A 16,580-nucleotide genomic window follows, 5' to 3' on the forward strand; every position below is an offset into this window, starting at 1 on the left:
GCAAACCGCTCCATGGAGACCCTCGTCACTCCCTACACCGGCACTCCCGCCCGCGGCGCCGGCTCCCGCTGCGCCAGCTGCGGCTCCGGGTCCTCGTGCGCCGAGGACGACGGCTCGGCCGACGGCTGATCGGTGGGAGGCGCCGGCGGGGTGGTCGCCGGGGGCTCCGGCGGGGCGGAGGTCGCCGGGGGCGTCGGCTGGTCCTTGGTCGGCGCCGGGTCCCCGGAGACCACACCGCCTCCCGGCCGGCCCGGCTTCGACGGCGCCGCGGACGTGCTGTCCGCGCCGGACGGCGTGGCCGACGCCGACGCCGACTCGCCCTTCTTCGCCTTGCCGCCGTGCCCGTGCTTGCCGTCGGCCGCCCGGCCGCCGTACCCCGGGCCGCCGCCGCCCCCTCCCGGACCACCGTCCGGCGCCTCACCGCCGTGCTGCCCCGCCGAGTGCGCGGGCCGGGCCCGGCCCGCGTCGTCACCCACACTCACACAGCCGGCGGCGGTCGTGACGGCCAGCACCACGACGGCCAGACGGACGGGTACGTACAAGGGGCGCACGGCGGCCACCTCCGCGGAAAAGAAAGGGAGTCAACCTCCCCAACTCCCTTCGCCCGCAAGAGGACACGCGCCCCGTTCGAACCGGCCCCCGGTACGGCCCCCGGTCACCCGTACCCGAGCGCGTGCAGCCGGGCGTCGTCGATCCCGAAGTGGTGGGCGATCTCGTGCACCACGGTGACCTCCACCTCGGCCACCACGTCGGCCCGGGACGCGCACATCCGCAGCGTCGGGCCCCGGTACACGGTGATCCGGTCCGGCAGCACCCCGGCGTACCACTCGCCCCGCTCGGTCAGCGGGGTCCCCTCGTAGAGCCCGAGCAGCTCCGGATCGTCCGCGGGCGGTTCGTCCTCGACGAACACCGCCACGTTGTCCATCAGCCGCGTCAGCTCCGGGGGGATCCGGTCCAGCGCCTCGGCGACCAGTTCCTCGAACTCCTCGCGCGTCATCTCCAGCACACCGTCATTCTCCGGCACCGGGGCGCGGACCGAGAGTGCGCGGCCGCCGCATACCGGCGACGGTGTCCGGGCATACGGCCCCAATGGCCCGCGTCCCCGTCGCAGCCCTGGACCGCATGCTGAAACGCCGCTTCCGCCCGTCCGCCCGCCCGCTCCCCGCCCTCGAACTCGCCGAACGCCCCCGGCCGTGGCTGAACGCCCTCGGCCTCGCCGCGGTGGTGCTCGTCGGCGCCTGGCTGGGCCTGCTCGTCGTCGGCGACGTACGGGCCCCGGTCGGCCCGGTGAACACGACCATGGCGCTGCGCCCGTCCCTCACCGGCGGCACGAAGATCAACGTCTCCCCGCTCGGCGCGCTGACCCTGGACAGCCACGTCGCCCCGGTCCGCCTGGACGTCAACGTCGACCAGCTCGACCCGCTGCGCTCGGCGGCCCTCGTCGACCACCCCGAACGGCTCTCCGGGCTCCAGGACGAGGTGGCCCGGGACGTGGAGCACGGCACCCTCGACCTGGCGGTGCGTTCCTCGGTCGCCGTGGTGGCCGGGGCGTGCGCCCTGGGCCTGGCCGTCTACCGCCGCCCGGGCCGCGCCCTGGCCGCCGGCGGCCTGGCACTCACCCTGCTCGCCGCCTCGGGCGCGACGGCGTACGCCACCTGGAACCCCAGGTCGGTGCTCGAACCCCGGTTCTCCGGCCTGCTGTCCTCCGCGCCGTCCGTGGTCGGCAACGCGCGCAGCATCGTCACCGAGTTCGACGTCTACCAGAAGGAACTGGCCCGCCTGGTGACGAACGTGACCAAGCTCTACGACGTCACCTCCACGCTCCCGGCCTACCAGCCGGACCCCTCAACCCTGCGGGTCCTGCACGTCTCCGACATCCACCTCAACCCGGCGAGCTGGAAGATCATCGCCTCGCTGGTGAGGCAGTACAAGGTGGACGTGATCGTCGACTCGGGCGACACGATGGACCACGGCACGGCGGCCGAGAACGGCTTCCTCGACCCGATCCCGGACCTGGGCGCGCCCTACGTCTGGGTCCGCGGCAACCACGACTCGCGGGTCACCCAGCGCTACCTGCGGCACCTGAAGAACGTGCACGTGCTGGACGACGGGCGGGCGCGGACGGTCGGCGGCCTGCGCTTCGCGGGGATCGGCGACCCCCAGTTCACCCCCGACCGCTCCCAGGCCCGCGGCGGTGACGCGGCCGAGCGGCTCGCGGGCGACCGCCTGGCCTCGGCCCTGCACGACCAGCGGGCGGCCGGCACGCCGGTGGACGTGGCGATCGCCCACGAGCCCGTGGCCGCCCGGGAGACGGACGGCGAGGTGCCCCTGGTGCTGTGCGGGCACCTGCACCACGAGGGCACCGAGGTGCTGAAGTACGGCACCCGGCTGCGGATGGAGGGCTCGACCGGCGGCAGCGGCCTGCGCGCGGTGGAGCGCAGGTACCCGGCGCCCATCGAGGCCTCGATCCTCTACTTCGACCGCGACACCCGCCGCCTGCAGGCCTGGGACGCGATCCAGCTCGGGGGTCTGGGCCTGACGACGGCCGAGGTCAGCCGCCACCTGCCGGAGGAGAACCTGCCCGGCGCCACCCCGTCCCCGGGGCCCACCTCGCCCTCGTCCCCGGCGTCCCCGTAAACCGTTTTGGCGATACTCCCCGCCATCCCATATGCTTCTCACGTCCCCGACGCGCTGAGAAGCGCGCAGGCGGGCCGATAGCCCTCATCGTCTAGCGGCCTAGGACGCCGCCCTTTCAAGGCGGTAGCACGGGTTCGAATCCCGTTGGGGGCACGCAAGATCGTGTGCGACACTGTTGCACACAAGCTTGGTCCTGTGGAGCAGTTTGGAGTGCTCGCCACCCTGTCAAGGTGGAGGCCGCGGGTTCAAATCCCGTCAGGACCGCTGAGGTTTCCCCGGAAGCCTCGTGGCTGGGTAGCTCAGTTGGTACGAGCGATCGCCTGAAAAGCGATAGGTCGCCGGTTCGACCCCGGCCCCAGCCACAACCTCGAAGGCCCCGTCCAACTGGACGGGGCCTTCGTCGTGCGGCCTACGCCGCCGCTTGGCAGCCGGGGCGGGCGGCGCTACGTTCGGGCGGATCACACGGGTTTTCTCGGGGGACGGGGGAGCGGATGGGCCAGGACCGGACCAGAGCGATCGGGGACGCCGACCTGGAGAAGTACCGGGCGCGGTACGGGCTGATGGCGGTCGTCATCAGCAACTGCGCCATCGCCGCGGTCGCGGCCTTCGGCGTGTGGCGGCTCGACGGCGACAAGGCCGTGATCGTCGGCGTGCTGACCGCCGCCTTCACCGCGGTGAGCGGGGTGACCACCGCGTACCTGGGCATCAAGGCCGTCTCCAACACCGCGCGGTCGATCGCCCTCGGGGACGCGGCGGCCCGGCGGCAGAAGGAGCCGGAGCCCACCGCCGCACCGGCACCCGCCGCACCGCCCGCCCCGCGCGCACCCTAGCCGGGCGGGGCGGACACGCGCGGGTCCGCCCCGGGGAACGGGCACGTCACGGCCGCGCGGCAAATCGTTCGCCAGCGATTTCCCCGAGGTGAGATCCTGGACCGCGTATGTCTACGCACCCAGCCCCCGCCCTCGGCGCCCTCGCCCCTCGTCTGACCGAGCTGTCGCTGCGCGACGCGCACCGGCTCGGCAGGCGGCTCGAGGGCGCGCGCAAGATCCGTAAGCCGGAGGCCCGCGCCGCCGTCCTCGCCGAGATCGACGCCGAGGTCGGCAAGGCCGAGGCCCGGATGGCCGCGCGGCGCTCCCGTGTGCCCACCGTCGGCTACCCGGAGCAGCTGCCCGTCAGCCAGAAGAAGGACGAGATCGCGGCCGCCATCCGCGATCACCAGGTCGTGATCGTGGCCGGCGAGACCGGCTCCGGCAAGACGACCCAGATCCCGAAGATCTGTCTCGAGCTCGGGCGTGGGGTCCGGGGCATGATCGGGCACACCCAGCCCCGCCGGATCGCCGCGCGCACCGTCGCCGAGCGCGTGGCCGAGGAGCTGGACACCCCGCTCGGCGAGACCGTCGGCTGGAAGGTGCGCTTCACCGACCAGGTGAACCCGGACGCCACCTTCGTCAAGCTGATGACGGACGGCATCCTGCTCGCCGAGATCCAGACCGACCGCGAGCTGCGCGCCTACGACACGATCATCATCGACGAGGCCCACGAGCGGTCCCTCAACATCGACTTCCTGCTCGGCTACCTCGCCCAGCTGCTGCCCAGGCGGCCGGACCTGAAGGTCGTCATCACCTCCGCCACCATCGACCCCGAGCGCTTCTCACGGCACTTCGGCGACGCGCCGATCGTCGAGGTGAGCGGGCGGACGTACCCGGTGGAGGTGCGCTACCGCCCGCTGCTGGAAGAGGAGTCGGACGACGCCGACCGCGACCAGATCACCGCGATCACCGACGCCGTCGAGGAGCTGATGGCGGAGGGCAAGGGCGACATCCTCGTCTTCCTCTCCGGTGAGCGGGAGATCCGCGACACGGCCGACGCGCTCACCAGGAAGCAGTACCGGTTCACGGAGATCCTGCCGCTGTACGCCCGGCTGTCGCACGCGGAGCAGCACCGGGTCTTCCAGCAGCACACCGGGCGCAGGATCGTTCTGGCGACCAACGTCGCCGAGACCTCGCTGACCGTCCCGGGCATCAAGTACGTCATCGACCCGGGCTTCGCCCGCATCAGCCGGTACAGCCACCGCACCAAGGTGCAGCGGCTGCCCATCGAGCCGGTCTCCCAGGCCAGCGCCAACCAGCGCAAGGGCCGCTGCGGCCGCACCTCCGACGGCATCTGCATCCGGCTGTACAGCGAGGACGACTTCCTCGCCCGGCCGGAGTTCACGGACGCCGAGATCCTCCGCACGAACCTCGCCTCCGTCATCCTCCAGATGACCGCGGCCGGCCTCGGCGACATCGAGAAGTTCCCCTTCATCGACCCGCCGGACCACCGCAACATCCGCGACGGCGTGCAGCTGCTCCAGGAGCTGGGCGCGCTCGACCCGGAGCAGAAGGACCCGCGCAAGCGCCTCACGGACACCGGCCGCAAGCTGGCCCAGCTGCCCGTCGACCCGCGCCTGGCCCGGATGGTGCTGGAGGCCGACAAGAACGGCTGCGTCCGCGAGGTGATGGTCATCGCGGCCGCCCTGTCCATCCAGGACCCGCGCGAGCGCCCGTCCGACAAGCAGGCCCAGGCGGACCAGCAGCACGCCCGCTTCAAGGACGAGACCAGCGACTTCCTCGCCTTCCTGAACCTGTGGCGATACGTCCGCGAGCAGCAGAAGGAGCGGGGCTCCAGCTCCTTCCGGCGGATGTGCAAGCAGGAGTACCTGAACTTCCTGCGCATCCGCGAGTGGCAGGACATCTACAGCCAGCTGCGCACCGTGGCCAAGCAGATGGGCATGCACCTGGAGGAGCCCGCGGCGGGTGCCGACGCCCCGGCCGACCGCGTGCACGTCTCCCTCCTGGCCGGCCTCCTCTCCCACATCGGGATGAAGGACGTGAAGGACGGCAACAAGAACGAGTACCTGGGCGCCCGCAACGCCAAGTTCGCGGTCTTCCCCGGCTCGGCGCTGTTCCGCAAGCAGCCGAGGTTCGTGATGTCGGCCGAGCTGGTGGAGACCAGCCGGCTGTGGGCCCGGGTCAACGCGAAGATCGAGCCCGAGTGGGTCGAGCCGCTCGCCGGCCACCTGCTGAAGCGGACCTACAGCGAGCCGCACTGGGAGAAGGACCAGGCGGCCGTGATGGCGTACGAGAAGGTGACGCTGTACGGCGTCCCGATCGTCGCGCAGCGGAAGGTGAACTACGGCCGGATCGACCCCGAGGTCTCCCGCGAGCTGTTCATCCGCAACGCCTTGGTCGAGGGCGACTGGCGCACGCACCACAAGTTCTTCGCCGACAACCGCAGGCTCCTGAGCGAGGTCGAGGAGCTGGAGCACCGGGCGCGGCGCCGGGACATCGTCGTGGACGACGAGACGCTGTTCGACTTCTACGAGCAGCGGGTGCCCGAACACGTCGTCTCGGGCGCCCACTTCGACTCCTGGTGGAAGCGCAAGCGGCACGAGCAGCCGGACTACCTGGACTTCGAGCGGGAGATGCTCGTCCGCGAGTCGGCCGGTGCGGTCACCAAGGCCGACTACCCGGACAGCTGGCGGCAGGGGCAGCTCAAGTTCCGCGTGACGTACCAGTTCGAGCCCGGCGCGGACGCGGACGGCGTAACCGTGCACGTCCCGCTCCAGGTGCTCAACCAGGTCACCGACGAGGGCTTCGACTGGCAGATCCCGGGCCTGCGCGAGGAGGTGGTCACGGAGCTCATCCGTTCCCTGCCCAAGCCGGTCCGCCGCCACTACGTGCCCGCGCCGAACTACGCGAAGGCGTTCCTGGAACGGGCGGTGCCCCTGCAGGAGCCGCTGACGGTGACGATGGCGCGCGAGCTGAAGCGGATGGTCGGCGTGCCCTTCGATGCGGACGACTTCGACTGGGCCAAGGTGCCCGACCATCTGAAGATCACTTTCCGGATCGTCGACGAGCGGCGCCGGACGCTCGCCGAGGACAAGGACCTGGAGGCGCTCAGGCTGCGGCTGAAGCCGAAGGCACGCCAGGCGCTCTCCCAGGCCGCCGCGGCGACCGCCTCCCGCTCGGGCGGCGAGTCCCTGGAGCGCACCGGCCTGACGGACTGGACGATCGGCACGCTCACCCGGGTCTTCGAGACGCGCCGGGCCGGACAGCCGGTGAAGGCGTACCCGGCGCTGGTGGACGACGGCGACACGGTCTCGGTCCGGCTCTTCGACACCGAGGCGGAACAGGCCGAGGCGATGTGGAAGGGCACCCGCCGGCTGATCCTGCGCAACATCCCGGTCAATCCCGCGAAGTTCGCTTCCGAGAAGCTGACCAACGCCCAGAAGCTGGCGCTCTCCGCCAATCCGCACGGCTCCGTGCAGGCTCTGTTCGACGACTGCGCCATGGCCGCGGCCGACCGGCTGATCGACGGCTTCGGCGGCCCGGTGTGGGACGAGGAGTCGTACCGCAAGCTCTACGACAAGGTGCGCGCGGACATCGTGGACACGACCGTGCGCGCGGTCGGCCAGGTGCAGCAGGTCCTGGCGGCCTGGCAGGCCTGTGAGCGCCGTCTGAAGGGCGTGCGCAGCCCCACGCTGCTGGCGAACCTGACGGACGTCCGCAAGCAGCTCGACGCCCTCGTGAAGCCCGGCTTCGTGACGTGGGCCGGCATACGGCGGCTGCCGGACCTGATGCGCTATCTGGTGGCCGCGGACCGGCGGCTGCAGCAGATGCCGACGAACGTCCAGCGGGACACCACCCGCATGGAGAAGGTCCACGAGATGCAGGACGAGTACGCCTGGCTGCTGGAGCAGCTCCCGCAGGGCCGGCCGGTGCCCGCCGCCGTCCTGGACATCCGCTGGATGATCGAGGAGCTGCGGGTCAGCTACTTCGCCCACGCGCTGGGCACGGCGTACCCGGTCTCCGACAAGCGGATCGTGAAGGCGATCGACGCCGTCGCACCGTGACCGTACGGGTACCGGGGGTGAGTTCGACCAGGCGGCCCACCTCCTGTACAGTCTCTTTTCGCAGCGCAACGCGGTGAGCGGAGCGAGGCGAAACCTGGTCCTGTGGAGCAGTTTGGAGTGCTCGCCACCCTGTCAAGGTGGAGGCCGCGGGTTCAAATCCCGTCAGGACCGCACAGAGAGAAGGGCCCCCGCGAGGGGGCCCTTCTGCTGTTCCCGCCGCGCGCCCGGTCGCCCTCCGGCGCCCTTGACGACGCCCCCGCCCGCCGGTACCCAGGGACCAGGGCCCCGTCCTTCCCCGTGCGGCCCCTGGAGGTGGCGTATGGCGGCATCGGCCAGGCACGAGACGCGGGCGCTGCTGAGGGCGCACCTGTCGGCCGCCTCGTCGTACGGGCATCTCACCCGCCACTGCCCGATCTGCCACCGACTGCTCCGGCTGGCCATGGACGCGGCGCCATCACCCCAGGAGGCGGCCGCCGGCGTCGACGCGGCCGGGGCGGCCGACGAGGCTCCGGAGGCCCTGGAGGCGCTGGAGACGCTGGAGGGGGAGAGCCCCGGCAGCGCGTGACTTTCCGGTCCGGCACGGAGCGCCGACTCCCAACACCCGCGTGCACGTGGCACGGTGGTGCGGTGCGGTGGAGCGGCCGGTTCCACTACCGCACCCGGTCCGTGGGCAACAAGCGCTGAGCCGTGTGACGGGTGTCACCGCATGAGTTTTCAAAAGGGCGGTACTTACCCCCCTCATACAACTGGTCAATTTAATATGTGCAATTGCACCGACCGGAGGGGTCCTTCACAGCGGTTCCGACACCCCTCCCCAGACTCCGACAAGGCCGCTCACAGCCGCGCCGGTCCGCCCACGAGCAGCGCACAAAAAAGATCGCGCTGGACCCGGCGGAGTCCAGCGCGATCTACGACGCACCCTGTGTCGCTGCCTACAACGTTCTCTTCGGCCTGGGCGAGGGCCCTGTTGGGGCAGGTCCCGCGTCGCTCGGAGCTAGGGTTCCGGGCACGTCGACCAGTTGGGGGACCAGCCGGTTTGCCCGGTATTCAGTTGTTCAGGCCTCGCTGCGCTGCTGCGGGATGCCCGCGAGCAGTGCGCGGACTTCGGCCTCGCGGTAGCGGCGGTGCCCGCCGAGCGTACGGATGGACGTGAGCTTGCCGGCCTTCGCCCACCGCGTGACCGTCTTGGGGTCGACACGGAACATGGTGGCGACCTCAGCCGGGGTCAGCAGCGGCTCGGCATCAGGGGTGCGAGCGGTCATGAGCGGCCTCCTCGGGAGAACCGAACCTTCTCGGTTCTTTCCTCTAAATTCTGCACCTTGACCCGCGTTGCCCGAAATGGCGGACGCGAGTCGAGTCGGTTATAGGACGAACGGCTTGTCCTCGGCACTACAACTACACCATCTGTCCAGCCGCGTCGGCCAAACCGATGGAATTGCCCTCCCAGGTGTTCATCAGCGACGGAAGCCGATGGACCATGCCATAGCGGACAGTCACGCCACTGTGACGATCAGTCACAGGGGCGCTCAGGAGTCACCAGACCCCCCAAAGCGTGCAATGCTGAGATTTCGCCCTCGTTGGAGCATAGTTGGGCGAACGGAGCCCTCCCCGGGCTCCTTGTCCTATTTTGGCACGAGGGGCGGCAAGAGGCGCAAGGGCCGCGTAAGTGCCGTCCATCACCCTTGAGGCAAAAGCCCGGATCGGGACCAACATCCCGTCAGGTGGTCTAAGTTCCGTAGACGGTACGTCGTTCGGGGATATTTCGACCGTGACGTGCGTCACTCAGTTCGCGGAGCGCCGGTCCCGGACCGCACGCCACCGCTCCACCAGCCGCGCGTAGGCGGCGCCCGCGGCCGCCCCGTCGCCCCGGCGCAGCGCCTCGATGCCCTCGGCCACGTCCGCCGCCGAGCGGTCGCCCTCCAGGTCGCCGGCCGGCACCGTGTGCACCAGGCCGCCGTAGTCCAGCTCCACCAGGGAGCGCGGGTGGAAGTCCTCCAGCCAGCTGCCGACGTCCACCAGGCCGTCGATCAGCGGCCCCTCCCCCATGGCGTCCTTCAGGGTCCGCAGCGCCCGGGCCACCCGGCGCCTGGCCTGGACCATCGGGGTGCGGTAGCGCAGCAGCGGGGGCACCTGGGCGGTCCCCTTCTCGTACCGGCGCTCCTCGTCGGAGACCAGGACGAACCAGTTCACCGGCACCTGCCAGGTCGCCGTGCGGATCCAGGGGCGGGCGTCCGGGTTACGGGCGAGCCAGCGCTCGTAGTCCTGGGCCGCCTGGCGCCGCACGACCTCCGGCAGCACCGCCTCCAGGACCGGCTTGGGCAGTTCCTCGGGCAGCTCCTGCAGCGCCTGCCAGCCACGCAGCCGAGTCCGCCACGGGCAGACGCAGACCACCCCGTCGGCCTCCAGCACGAACGCGTCACCGCTCTCGTGCACCGGCACCGGGATCGGCGGCGTGGGCAGCAAGTCGGCGAGCGAGCGCCGCAGTTCGTCCTGGTAGGTGGGACGCTCGGGGCGCCGGGCGTAGCGCGCCCAGTGGGTGCGCTCCGGCTCCGGGAAGGCGGCCAGCGGCTCGTACACGCGCAGGTACGCGGCGTACGGGACGACCACGGAGGACACCTTGGGCACGCCTGCTCCCTCCCCATCGGACCCGGCTCGAAACCACGGCAAATCGTCCCACGGTCATGCGTGCAAGTACGGCACGGGAGAGTGATCCTGAACACTGCGAGGATGGCTGGTGGGCCGAGGCTCTACGCTCATGCCACAGCACCCGCCACCCGCACGGGCGCTGAGCCCCACCCGCCGCTCTTTACACAGGAGTCACCACAGTGACCGACGTAACCGGCGCACCTGCTGAGGTCCTGCACACCCTGTTCCACTCGGACCAGGGCGGCCACGAGCAGGTCGTGCTCTGCCAGGACCGCGCAACCGGCCTCAAGGCCGTGATCGCCATCCACTCCACCGCCCTGGGCCCGGCCCTCGGCGGCACCCGCTTCTACCCCTACGCCACCGAGGCCGAGGCCGTCGCCGACGCCCTCAACCTGGCGCGCGGCATGTCGTACAAGAACGCCATGGCCGGCCTGGACCACGGCGGCGGCAAGGCCGTCATCATCGGCGACCCGGAGCAGGACAAGACCGAGGACCTGCTGCTCGCCTACGGCCGCATGGTCGCCTCGCTCGGCGGCCGCTACGTCACCGCGTGCGACGTCGGCACCTATGTCGCCGACATGGACGTCGTGGCCCGCGAGTGCCGCTGGACCACCGGCCGCTCCCCCGAGAACGGCGGCGCCGGCGACTCCTCCGTGCTCACCGCCTTCGGCGTCTACCAGGGCATGCGCGCCTCCGCCCAGCACCTGTGGGGCGACCCCTCGCTGCGCGACCGCAGGGTCGGCGTCGCGGGCGTCGGCAAGGTGGGCCACCACCTGGTGCGGCACCTGCTGGACGAGGGCGCCGAGGTCGTGATCACCGATGTGCGCGCCGACGCCGTGCGGCGGGTCCTCGACCAGTACCCGGGGCGGGTCACGGCCGTCGCGGACACCGAGGCGCTCATCCGGGTCGAGGGGCTGGACGTCTACGCCCCCTGCGCCCTCGGCGGCGCCCTGAACGACCTCTCGGTGCCGGTGCTGACCGCCAAGGTGGTGTGCGGCGCCGCCAACAACCAGCTCGCCCACCCGGGCGTGGAGAAGGACCTCGCCGACCGCGGGATCCTCTACGCGCCGGACTACGTGGTGAACGCGGGCGGGGTCATCCAGGTGGCCGACGAGCTGCACGGGTTCGACTTCGACCGGTGCAAGGCCAAGGCGGCGAAGATCTTCGACACCACGCTCGCGATCTTCGCACGTGCGAAGGAGGACGGCATCCCGCCGGCCGCCGCCGCGGACCGGATCGCCGAGCAGCGGATGGCCGACGCGCGCGCGACCCGCTGATCCGGGGGGCCGGAACCCGACCGGGTGTCCGATCGCACGTATGAGCGGTACCCGTCGGCGGGAACTTAGAGAGAACTCTCACTTCCACCGGCGGGTCGTACCCCGATAAGTGGTTAAAATCGCCACTGACCAGCGAGGAAAGGGCACCTCGAGGGTCCTGTGCACACGCGCGTGCTGCGGGCGACGTACCGTATGGGCGCGGGCTCAGGTACCGTGGAAGCCCTACGGACCGGCCTCTCTGCGGAGGGTCCGTTTCGGATCATGAACGCGTGTCAGACTCTGGGGCCGTCGAGCCCCGTCACCGAGGGGGTCGAGCCATGGGGCGCGGCCGGGCCAAGGCCAAGCAGACGAAGGTCGCCCGCCAGCTGAAGTACAACAGCGGTGGGACTGACCTGTCACGTCTGGCCAGTGAACTGGGCGCATCGACTTCGAGCCAGCCGCCGAACGGCGAGCCGTTCGAGGACGATGAGGGCGACGAAGACGATCTTTATTCTCGTTACGCCGACCTCTATGAGGACGACGACGAGGACGAGGACCAAGGTCCCTCGCAGCACCGTCGCGGCGCTTGACCCAGTACTGAGCACCTGCCCGGTCGGTGGTACTCCCACCGACCGGGTTCTGTGCTACCCGCAGGTCTGTGCGACCCGGGGGGTCAGACCGCGTAGTCCCCGACCAGCTCGGCGCCGGTCGGCTGCTCGGTGCGGTCGGTGATCTCGCCGGCCACCCAGGCGTCGACCCCGCGGTCGGCCAGGGTCGCGAGGGCCACCTCGGTGGACTCCTGCGGGACGATCGCCATCATGCCGACGCCCATGTTCAGGGTCTTCTCCAGCTCCAGGCGTTCCACGTTCCCGGTCCTGCCGACCAGGTCGAAGATCGCGCCGGGGGCCCAGGTGGACCGGTCGACGACCGCGTGCAGCCCGTCCGGGATCACCCGGGCCAGGTTGGCCGCGAGCCCGCCGCCCGTGATGTGGCTGAAGGCGTGCACCTCGGTGGTGCGGGTGAGGGCCAGGCAGTCCAGCGAGTAGATCCTGGTGGGCTCCAGCAGCTCCTCGCCGAGGGTGCGGCCGAGTTCGGCCACCTCGGCCTCCAGGGCCAGGCCGGCCCGGTCCAGCAGGACGTGACGGACCAGGGAGTATCCGTTCGAGTGAAGTCCGGAGGACGCCATGGCGATCACCGCGTCACCCGTACGGATGCGATCCGCGCCCAGCAGCCGGTCGGCCTCCACCACGCCCGTACCGGCGCCTGCGACGTCGAAGTCGTCCTCGCCGAGCAGACCGGGGTGCTCGGCCGTCTCACCGCCCACCAGGGCGCAGCCGGCCAGCACACAGCCCTCCGCGATGCCCTTCACGATGGCCGCGACACGCTCGGGGTGGACCTTGCCGACGCAGATGTAGTCGGTCATGAACAGCGGCTCGGCACCGCACACCACGATGTCGTCCATGACCATGGCGACCAGGTCGTGGCCGATCGAGTCGTAGACGCCGAGTCGGCGCGCGATGTCGACCTTCGTGCCGACGCCGTCCGTGGCGGAGGCGAGCAGGGGGCGCTCGAAACGCTTGAGGGCGGAGGCGTCGAAGAGCCCGGCGAAGCCGCCGAGGCCACCGAGGACCTCGGGGCGCTGGGTCTTCTTCACCCACTCCTTCATCAGTTCGACGGCGCGGTCGCCCGCCTCGATGTCGACGCCTGCCGCTGCGTAGCTGGCACCAGTGGTCTCAGACATGGTCCTTGAGAACTTTCGTGTCGTACCGCTTGAGAACAGCGGGGGTTACGGGCGCCGGATCGCGTCGGAGGCCGCCGTGGCGGCGGGGCCCGCGGCCAGTTCGGTCTCCAGGAGCTGCTTGCCGAGCAGCTCGGGGTCCGGCAGCTCCATGGGGTACTCGCCGTCGAAGCAGGCGCGGCACAGGTTCGGCTTGGCGATCGCGGTCGCCTCGATCATGCCGTCGATGGAGATGTACGCGAGCGAGTCGGCGCCGAGCGAGGTGCCGATCTCCTCGATGGTCATCCCGTTGGCGATCAGCTCAGCGCGGGTGGCGAAGTCGATGCCGAAGAAACAGGGCCACTTCACGGGCGGCGAGGAGATCCGGATGTGGACCTCGGCGGCGCCGGCCTCGCGCAGCATGCGCACCAGGGCCCGCTGGGTGTTGCCGCGCACGATCGAGTCGTCGACGACGACCAGGCGCTTGCCCTTGATGACTTCCTTGAGCGGGTTCAGCTTCAGGCGGATGCCGAGCTGGCGGATGGTCTGCGAGGGCTGGATGAAGGTCCGTCCCACGTACGCGTTCTTCACCAGACCCGCGCCGAAGGGGATGCCGGAGGCCTCCGCGTAGCCGATGGCGGCCGGGGTGCCGGATTCCGGGGTCGCTATGACCAGGTCGGCCTCGACCGGCGCCTCCTTGGCCAGGCGGCGGCCCATCTCCACACGGGAGAGGTACACGTTCCGGCCGGCGATGTCGGTGTCCGGGCGGGCCAGGTACACGTACTCGAAGACACAGCCCTTGGGCTTCGCTTCCGCGAACCGGGAGGTACGAAGGCCGTTCTCGTCGATGGCGACGAACTCGCCGGGCTCGATCTCCCGCACGAAGCTCGCGCCGCAGATGTCGAGCGCGGCCGACTCGGAGGCGACCACCCAGCCGCGCTCCAGGCGGCCGAGGACCAGCGGGCGGATGCCCTGCGGGTCACGGGCGGCGTAGAGCGTGTGCTCGTCCATGAAGACGAGCGAGAAGGCGCCCTTGACCTTCGGGAGAACCGCGTGGGCGGCATCCTCGATGGTCAGCGGCTTGCCGTCCTCGTCGACCTGGGCGGCCAGCAGGGCCGTCAGCAGGTCGGTGTCGTTGGTGGCCGCGACCCGGGTGGACCGGCCGTTGTTGTCCTTGGGGAGTTCGGCGACCATCTCGGCGAGCTGCGCCGTGTTGACCAGGTTGCCGTTGTGGCCGAGCGCGATCGAGCCGTGCGCGGTGGCACGGAACGTCGGCTGGGCGTTCTCCCACACGGAGGCTCCGGTGGTCGAGTAGCGGGCGTGTCCGACCGCGATGTGACCCTGGAGCGAACCGAGCGAGGTCTCGTCGAAGACCTGGGACACGAGGCCCATGTCCTTGAAGACGAGGATCTGGGAGCCGTTGCTGACCGCGATTCCCGCGGATTCCTGACCCCGGTGCTGGAGGGCGTAGAGCCCGAAGTACGTGAGCTTTGCGACCTCTTCACCAGGAGCCCAGACACCGAAGACGCCGCAAGCGTCCTGGGGGCCTTTTTCGCCGGGAAGCAGATCGTGATTGAGTCGACCGTCACCACGTGGCACGGCACCGAGTGTAGGCGAGGTCGACCACTGGTCCGAATTGGGGATGCGTGCCCGTCTCCGGACCACCGCTGTGGATCACCTTGGCGGTTTCCTCGTTTCCGCAGGTCAGCCCAGCGGGGACGGGCCTTGGCCGGTTCTGGGCGGCCCTGCGGACGACGGTCGCGGACCCGTTCGCGGTGTGCGTGAGTGAGGTGTCGCACATCAATCGGGTGCGCCGGGGGCGAGGTGGACGACGTCGCCGTCGCCGTCGGTGAGGGTCGCCTTCCCGTCGTGCACCCGGGCGGTGAGGGTGCCGGTGGTGAGGGTGCGGGCGAGGGCGCGCTCGAAGTCCATCCGCGCCTGGTCGCAGGCCATCCGGGTCGTGCGCAGATCGCCGATGGTGATCCGGTCGCCGTGCACGGTGGCCATGGCGGCGAACTGGTTGCAGCCGAGGTTGCCGGCCGCCCGGCCGTCCGTGCCGATCCGGATGCGCGCGGAGGCGGGCCCGTGCCGGGTGGTGCCGCCCGTGGTGAGGCCGTCGACCCGCCAGTCGACCCCGGTCACGGACCGCGGCACACCGGTCGCGCCGCTGTCCGCCCGCCCGCTCCCGGCGCTGCCGCAGGCCACCGTGAGCGGGACGAGCACGGCGGCGGCCGTCAGGATCATGCACTGCTTGTACCGGTTCATATGCATTCGACGGTCCGGCGGAGCCGCCGGTTCCGTGCCGCCGGTGCTCAGGACAGCAGCGGCAGCAGTTCCCCGAGGTCGGCCCGCTCCCCGCTGGCGCTGACCTGGGCTCCGGCGACGGCGTCCGCCCAGGTCAGCCGGCCGGTCGCGAGCCTGATCCAGGTCATCGGATCGGTCTCCACGACGTTGGGCGGGGTGCCGCGGGTGTGCCGGAGCCCCTCCACGCACTGCACGACGGCGTACGGCGGCACGCGCACCTCGGTGGAGCCGCCGGGCGCCTTCGTCGCGAGGGCGTCGGCGAGGAGCCGGGTGGCGGTGGCCACGGCCTGCCGCTCGCTGGGGACGTCGAGGCCGGGGACGGCGGCGTTGAGGTCGTCGGTGTGGACGACGAGTTCCACCGTGCGGGTGACCAGGTAGTCGTCCACGGAGACGGCGCCCGCGGTGGTGTCCAGTAGCCGGGTGCCGGGGTGCTCCTCGAGGGCGGCGCGCAGGTCCTTCTCGACCCCGGCGAGGTAGGCGTCCAGGTCCGGCTGGGCGGCGGCCACCTCCCGCGTGCGGTCGGCGATGCCGGCGGCCCGGACGGCGGTGCCCAGCGCCCACTCGGCGACCGTCACGGTCGCCTTCGGGGGCGCCGGCGCGGCCAGCGCGCCGTGCACGGCGGTGAGCGCCATGCCGATGTGCGCGACCAGCTCCCGCACGGTCCAGTCGCCGAGCCGGGTGGGCCCGGCGAGCTGCTCGGGGGTGAGGCCGCGCGCGGCCTCCCGGACGTTCGCGAACTGGGCGAGGACCGCGCCGCGGGTCCTGGCGGGGTCATAGCTGCGGGCACGCTTCTTGGCCGGTGGCATGACAGCGACCCTATGCCTTCGACCCGCTCTCCCTCAGGCCGTTTCTCCCCCGCCCCGCAGCGGGCCGGACGCCGGCCGCGACAGGGGGCCCAACCGCCGCTGCCGCCGCCGATCCGCGGCCGACGCACCGGACCCCGGCCACGGCGCCCGGCCCCAGCAGGCCCGCGCTGGGGACAGGTCGAGGCGCGGCGAAGTGACGCGGCCCTGATGCCGGGGAGGCCCTGATGCCGGGGAGGCCGGGAGCCCCGGAGACCCGGAGGCCGGGAGGCCGGGAGGCCGGGAGGCCGGGAGGCCGGGAGGCCGGGAGGCCGGGAGGCCGG

General features: G+C 71.3%; 14 protein-coding genes and 4 tRNA genes. 10 read left to right on the top strand and 8 right to left on the bottom strand.

What is annotated here, in order from left to right:
* Window positions 1–32: 32 nt before the first annotated feature.
* The gene (locus tag B446_RS18315; protein WP_043478551.1) at window positions 33–551 is read right to left on the bottom strand and encodes a hypothetical protein; all 519 of its coding nucleotides are present in this window, start codon (window positions 549–551) and stop codon (window positions 33–35) included.
* A 104-nt stretch (window positions 552–655) separates the two neighbouring features.
* Window positions 656–1,006: a metallopeptidase family protein gene (locus B446_RS18320; RefSeq protein WP_020940940.1), complete on the bottom strand. Its 351-nt coding sequence runs from the start codon at window positions 1,004–1,006 to the stop codon at window positions 656–658.
* An 83-nt stretch (window positions 1,007–1,089) separates the two neighbouring features.
* On the opposite strand from B446_RS18320, the gene B446_RS18325 reads away from it, so the two are divergent.
* From B446_RS18325 to B446_RS18360, 8 genes are all read left to right on the top strand, one after another.
* On the top strand, window positions 1,090–2,637 hold the full coding sequence (locus tag B446_RS18325; protein WP_020940941.1) for a metallophosphoesterase family protein: 1,548 nt from the start codon (window positions 1,090–1,092) through the stop codon (window positions 2,635–2,637).
* An 80-nt stretch (window positions 2,638–2,717) separates the two neighbouring features.
* Window positions 2,718–2,790 (top strand) — tRNA-Glu (locus tag B446_RS18330).
* 36 nt (window positions 2,791–2,826) lie between these two features.
* Window positions 2,827–2,901, top strand: a tRNA-Asp gene (locus B446_RS18335).
* A gap of 24 nt (window positions 2,902–2,925) precedes the next feature.
* Window positions 2,926–2,999: transfer RNA gene (locus B446_RS18340), tRNA-Phe, on the top strand.
* Between the two features lie 129 nt (window positions 3,000–3,128).
* The gene (locus B446_RS18345) at window positions 3,129–3,467 is read left to right on the top strand and encodes a hypothetical protein (protein WP_020940942.1); all 339 of its coding nucleotides are present in this window, start codon (window positions 3,129–3,131) and stop codon (window positions 3,465–3,467) included.
* 107 nt (window positions 3,468–3,574) lie between these two features.
* Window positions 3,575–7,531, top strand: a complete 3,957-nt coding sequence (gene hrpA, locus B446_RS18350; protein WP_020940943.1) for an ATP-dependent RNA helicase HrpA — start codon at window positions 3,575–3,577, stop codon at window positions 7,529–7,531.
* 96 nt (window positions 7,532–7,627) lie between these two features.
* Window positions 7,628–7,702 (top strand) — tRNA-Asp (locus B446_RS18355).
* Window positions 7,703–7,850: 148 nt separating this feature from the next.
* Window positions 7,851–8,096, top strand: a complete 246-nt coding sequence (locus tag B446_RS18360; protein ID WP_020940944.1) for a DUF6274 family protein — start codon at window positions 7,851–7,853, stop codon at window positions 8,094–8,096.
* Between the two features lie 490 nt (window positions 8,097–8,586).
* Here B446_RS18360 and bldC read toward each other — a convergent pair whose 3' ends face one another.
* Window positions 8,587–8,793, bottom strand: coding sequence for a developmental transcriptional regulator BldC (gene bldC, locus B446_RS18365; protein WP_003949541.1), 207 nt, complete (start codon window positions 8,791–8,793; stop codon window positions 8,587–8,589).
* Window positions 8,794–9,313: 520 nt separating this feature from the next.
* Window positions 9,314–10,156, bottom strand: coding sequence for a hypothetical protein (locus B446_RS18370; protein WP_020940945.1), 843 nt, complete (start codon window positions 10,154–10,156; stop codon window positions 9,314–9,316).
* Window positions 10,157–10,356: 200 nt separating this feature from the next.
* Between B446_RS18370 and B446_RS18375 the strand changes: the two genes are divergently transcribed.
* Window positions 10,357–11,454, top strand: coding sequence for a Leu/Phe/Val dehydrogenase (locus B446_RS18375; RefSeq protein ID WP_020940946.1), 1,098 nt, complete (start codon window positions 10,357–10,359; stop codon window positions 11,452–11,454).
* Window positions 11,455–11,771: 317 nt separating this feature from the next.
* Window positions 11,772–12,023: a DUF3073 domain-containing protein gene (locus B446_RS18380; RefSeq protein ID WP_020940947.1), complete on the top strand. Its 252-nt coding sequence runs from the start codon at window positions 11,772–11,774 to the stop codon at window positions 12,021–12,023.
* Window positions 12,024–12,106: 83 nt separating this feature from the next.
* Here the strand turns inward: B446_RS18380 and purM are convergent, their stop codons facing one another.
* The 4 genes from purM to B446_RS18400 form a co-directional block, all read right to left on the bottom strand.
* Window positions 12,107–13,174, bottom strand: a complete 1,068-nt coding sequence (gene purM / locus B446_RS18385; RefSeq protein WP_020940948.1) for a phosphoribosylformylglycinamidine cyclo-ligase — start codon at window positions 13,172–13,174, stop codon at window positions 12,107–12,109.
* Window positions 13,175–13,219: 45 nt separating this feature from the next.
* Window positions 13,220–14,749, bottom strand: coding sequence for an amidophosphoribosyltransferase (purF, locus tag B446_RS18390; protein WP_020940949.1), 1,530 nt, complete (start codon window positions 14,747–14,749; stop codon window positions 13,220–13,222).
* 201 nt (window positions 14,750–14,950) lie between these two features.
* Window positions 14,951–15,394 (bottom strand): META domain-containing protein, encoded by a 444-nt coding sequence (locus B446_RS18395; protein WP_234967513.1) that lies wholly within the window; start codon window positions 15,392–15,394, stop codon window positions 14,951–14,953.
* A gap of 68 nt (window positions 15,395–15,462) precedes the next feature.
* On the bottom strand, window positions 15,463–16,260 hold the full coding sequence (locus tag B446_RS18400; RefSeq protein ID WP_020940951.1) for a maleylpyruvate isomerase family mycothiol-dependent enzyme: 798 nt from the start codon (window positions 16,258–16,260) through the stop codon (window positions 15,463–15,465).
* Window positions 16,261–16,580 lie beyond the last annotated feature (320 nt).

The sequence above is a fragment of the Streptomyces collinus Tu 365 genome (genome assembly GCF_000444875.1).
GTDB classification, from domain to species: Bacteria; Actinomycetota; Actinomycetes; order Streptomycetales; family Streptomycetaceae; genus Streptomyces; species Streptomyces collinus_A.

Excerpts from the sequence above, each read along its gene's own strand:
- B446_RS18325 (WP_020940941.1), top strand. The coding sequence starts at position 1,090 with ATGGCCCGCGTCCCCGTCGCAGCCCTGGACCGCATGCTGAAACGCCGC.
- B446_RS18345 (WP_020940942.1), top strand. The coding sequence starts at position 3,129 with ATGGGCCAGGACCGGACCAGAGCGATCGGGGACGCCGACCTGGAGAAG.
- hrpA (WP_020940943.1), top strand. The coding sequence starts at position 3,575 with ATGTCTACGCACCCAGCCCCCGCCCTCGGCGCCCTCGCCCCTCGTCTG.
- B446_RS18360 (WP_020940944.1), top strand. The coding sequence starts at position 7,851 with ATGGCGGCATCGGCCAGGCACGAGACGCGGGCGCTGCTGAGGGCGCAC.
- bldC (WP_003949541.1), bottom strand. The coding sequence starts at position 8,793 with ATGACCGCTCGCACCCCTGATGCCGAGCCGCTGCTGACCCCGGCTGAG.
- B446_RS18380 (WP_020940947.1), top strand. The coding sequence starts at position 11,772 with ATGGGGCGCGGCCGGGCCAAGGCCAAGCAGACGAAGGTCGCCCGCCAG.
- purM (WP_020940948.1), bottom strand. The coding sequence starts at position 13,174 with ATGTCTGAGACCACTGGTGCCAGCTACGCAGCGGCAGGCGTCGACATC.
- B446_RS18395 (WP_234967513.1), bottom strand. The coding sequence starts at position 15,394 with ATGATCCTGACGGCCGCCGCCGTGCTCGTCCCGCTCACGGTGGCCTGC.
- B446_RS18400 (WP_020940951.1), bottom strand. The coding sequence starts at position 16,260 with ATGCCACCGGCCAAGAAGCGTGCCCGCAGCTATGACCCCGCCAGGACC.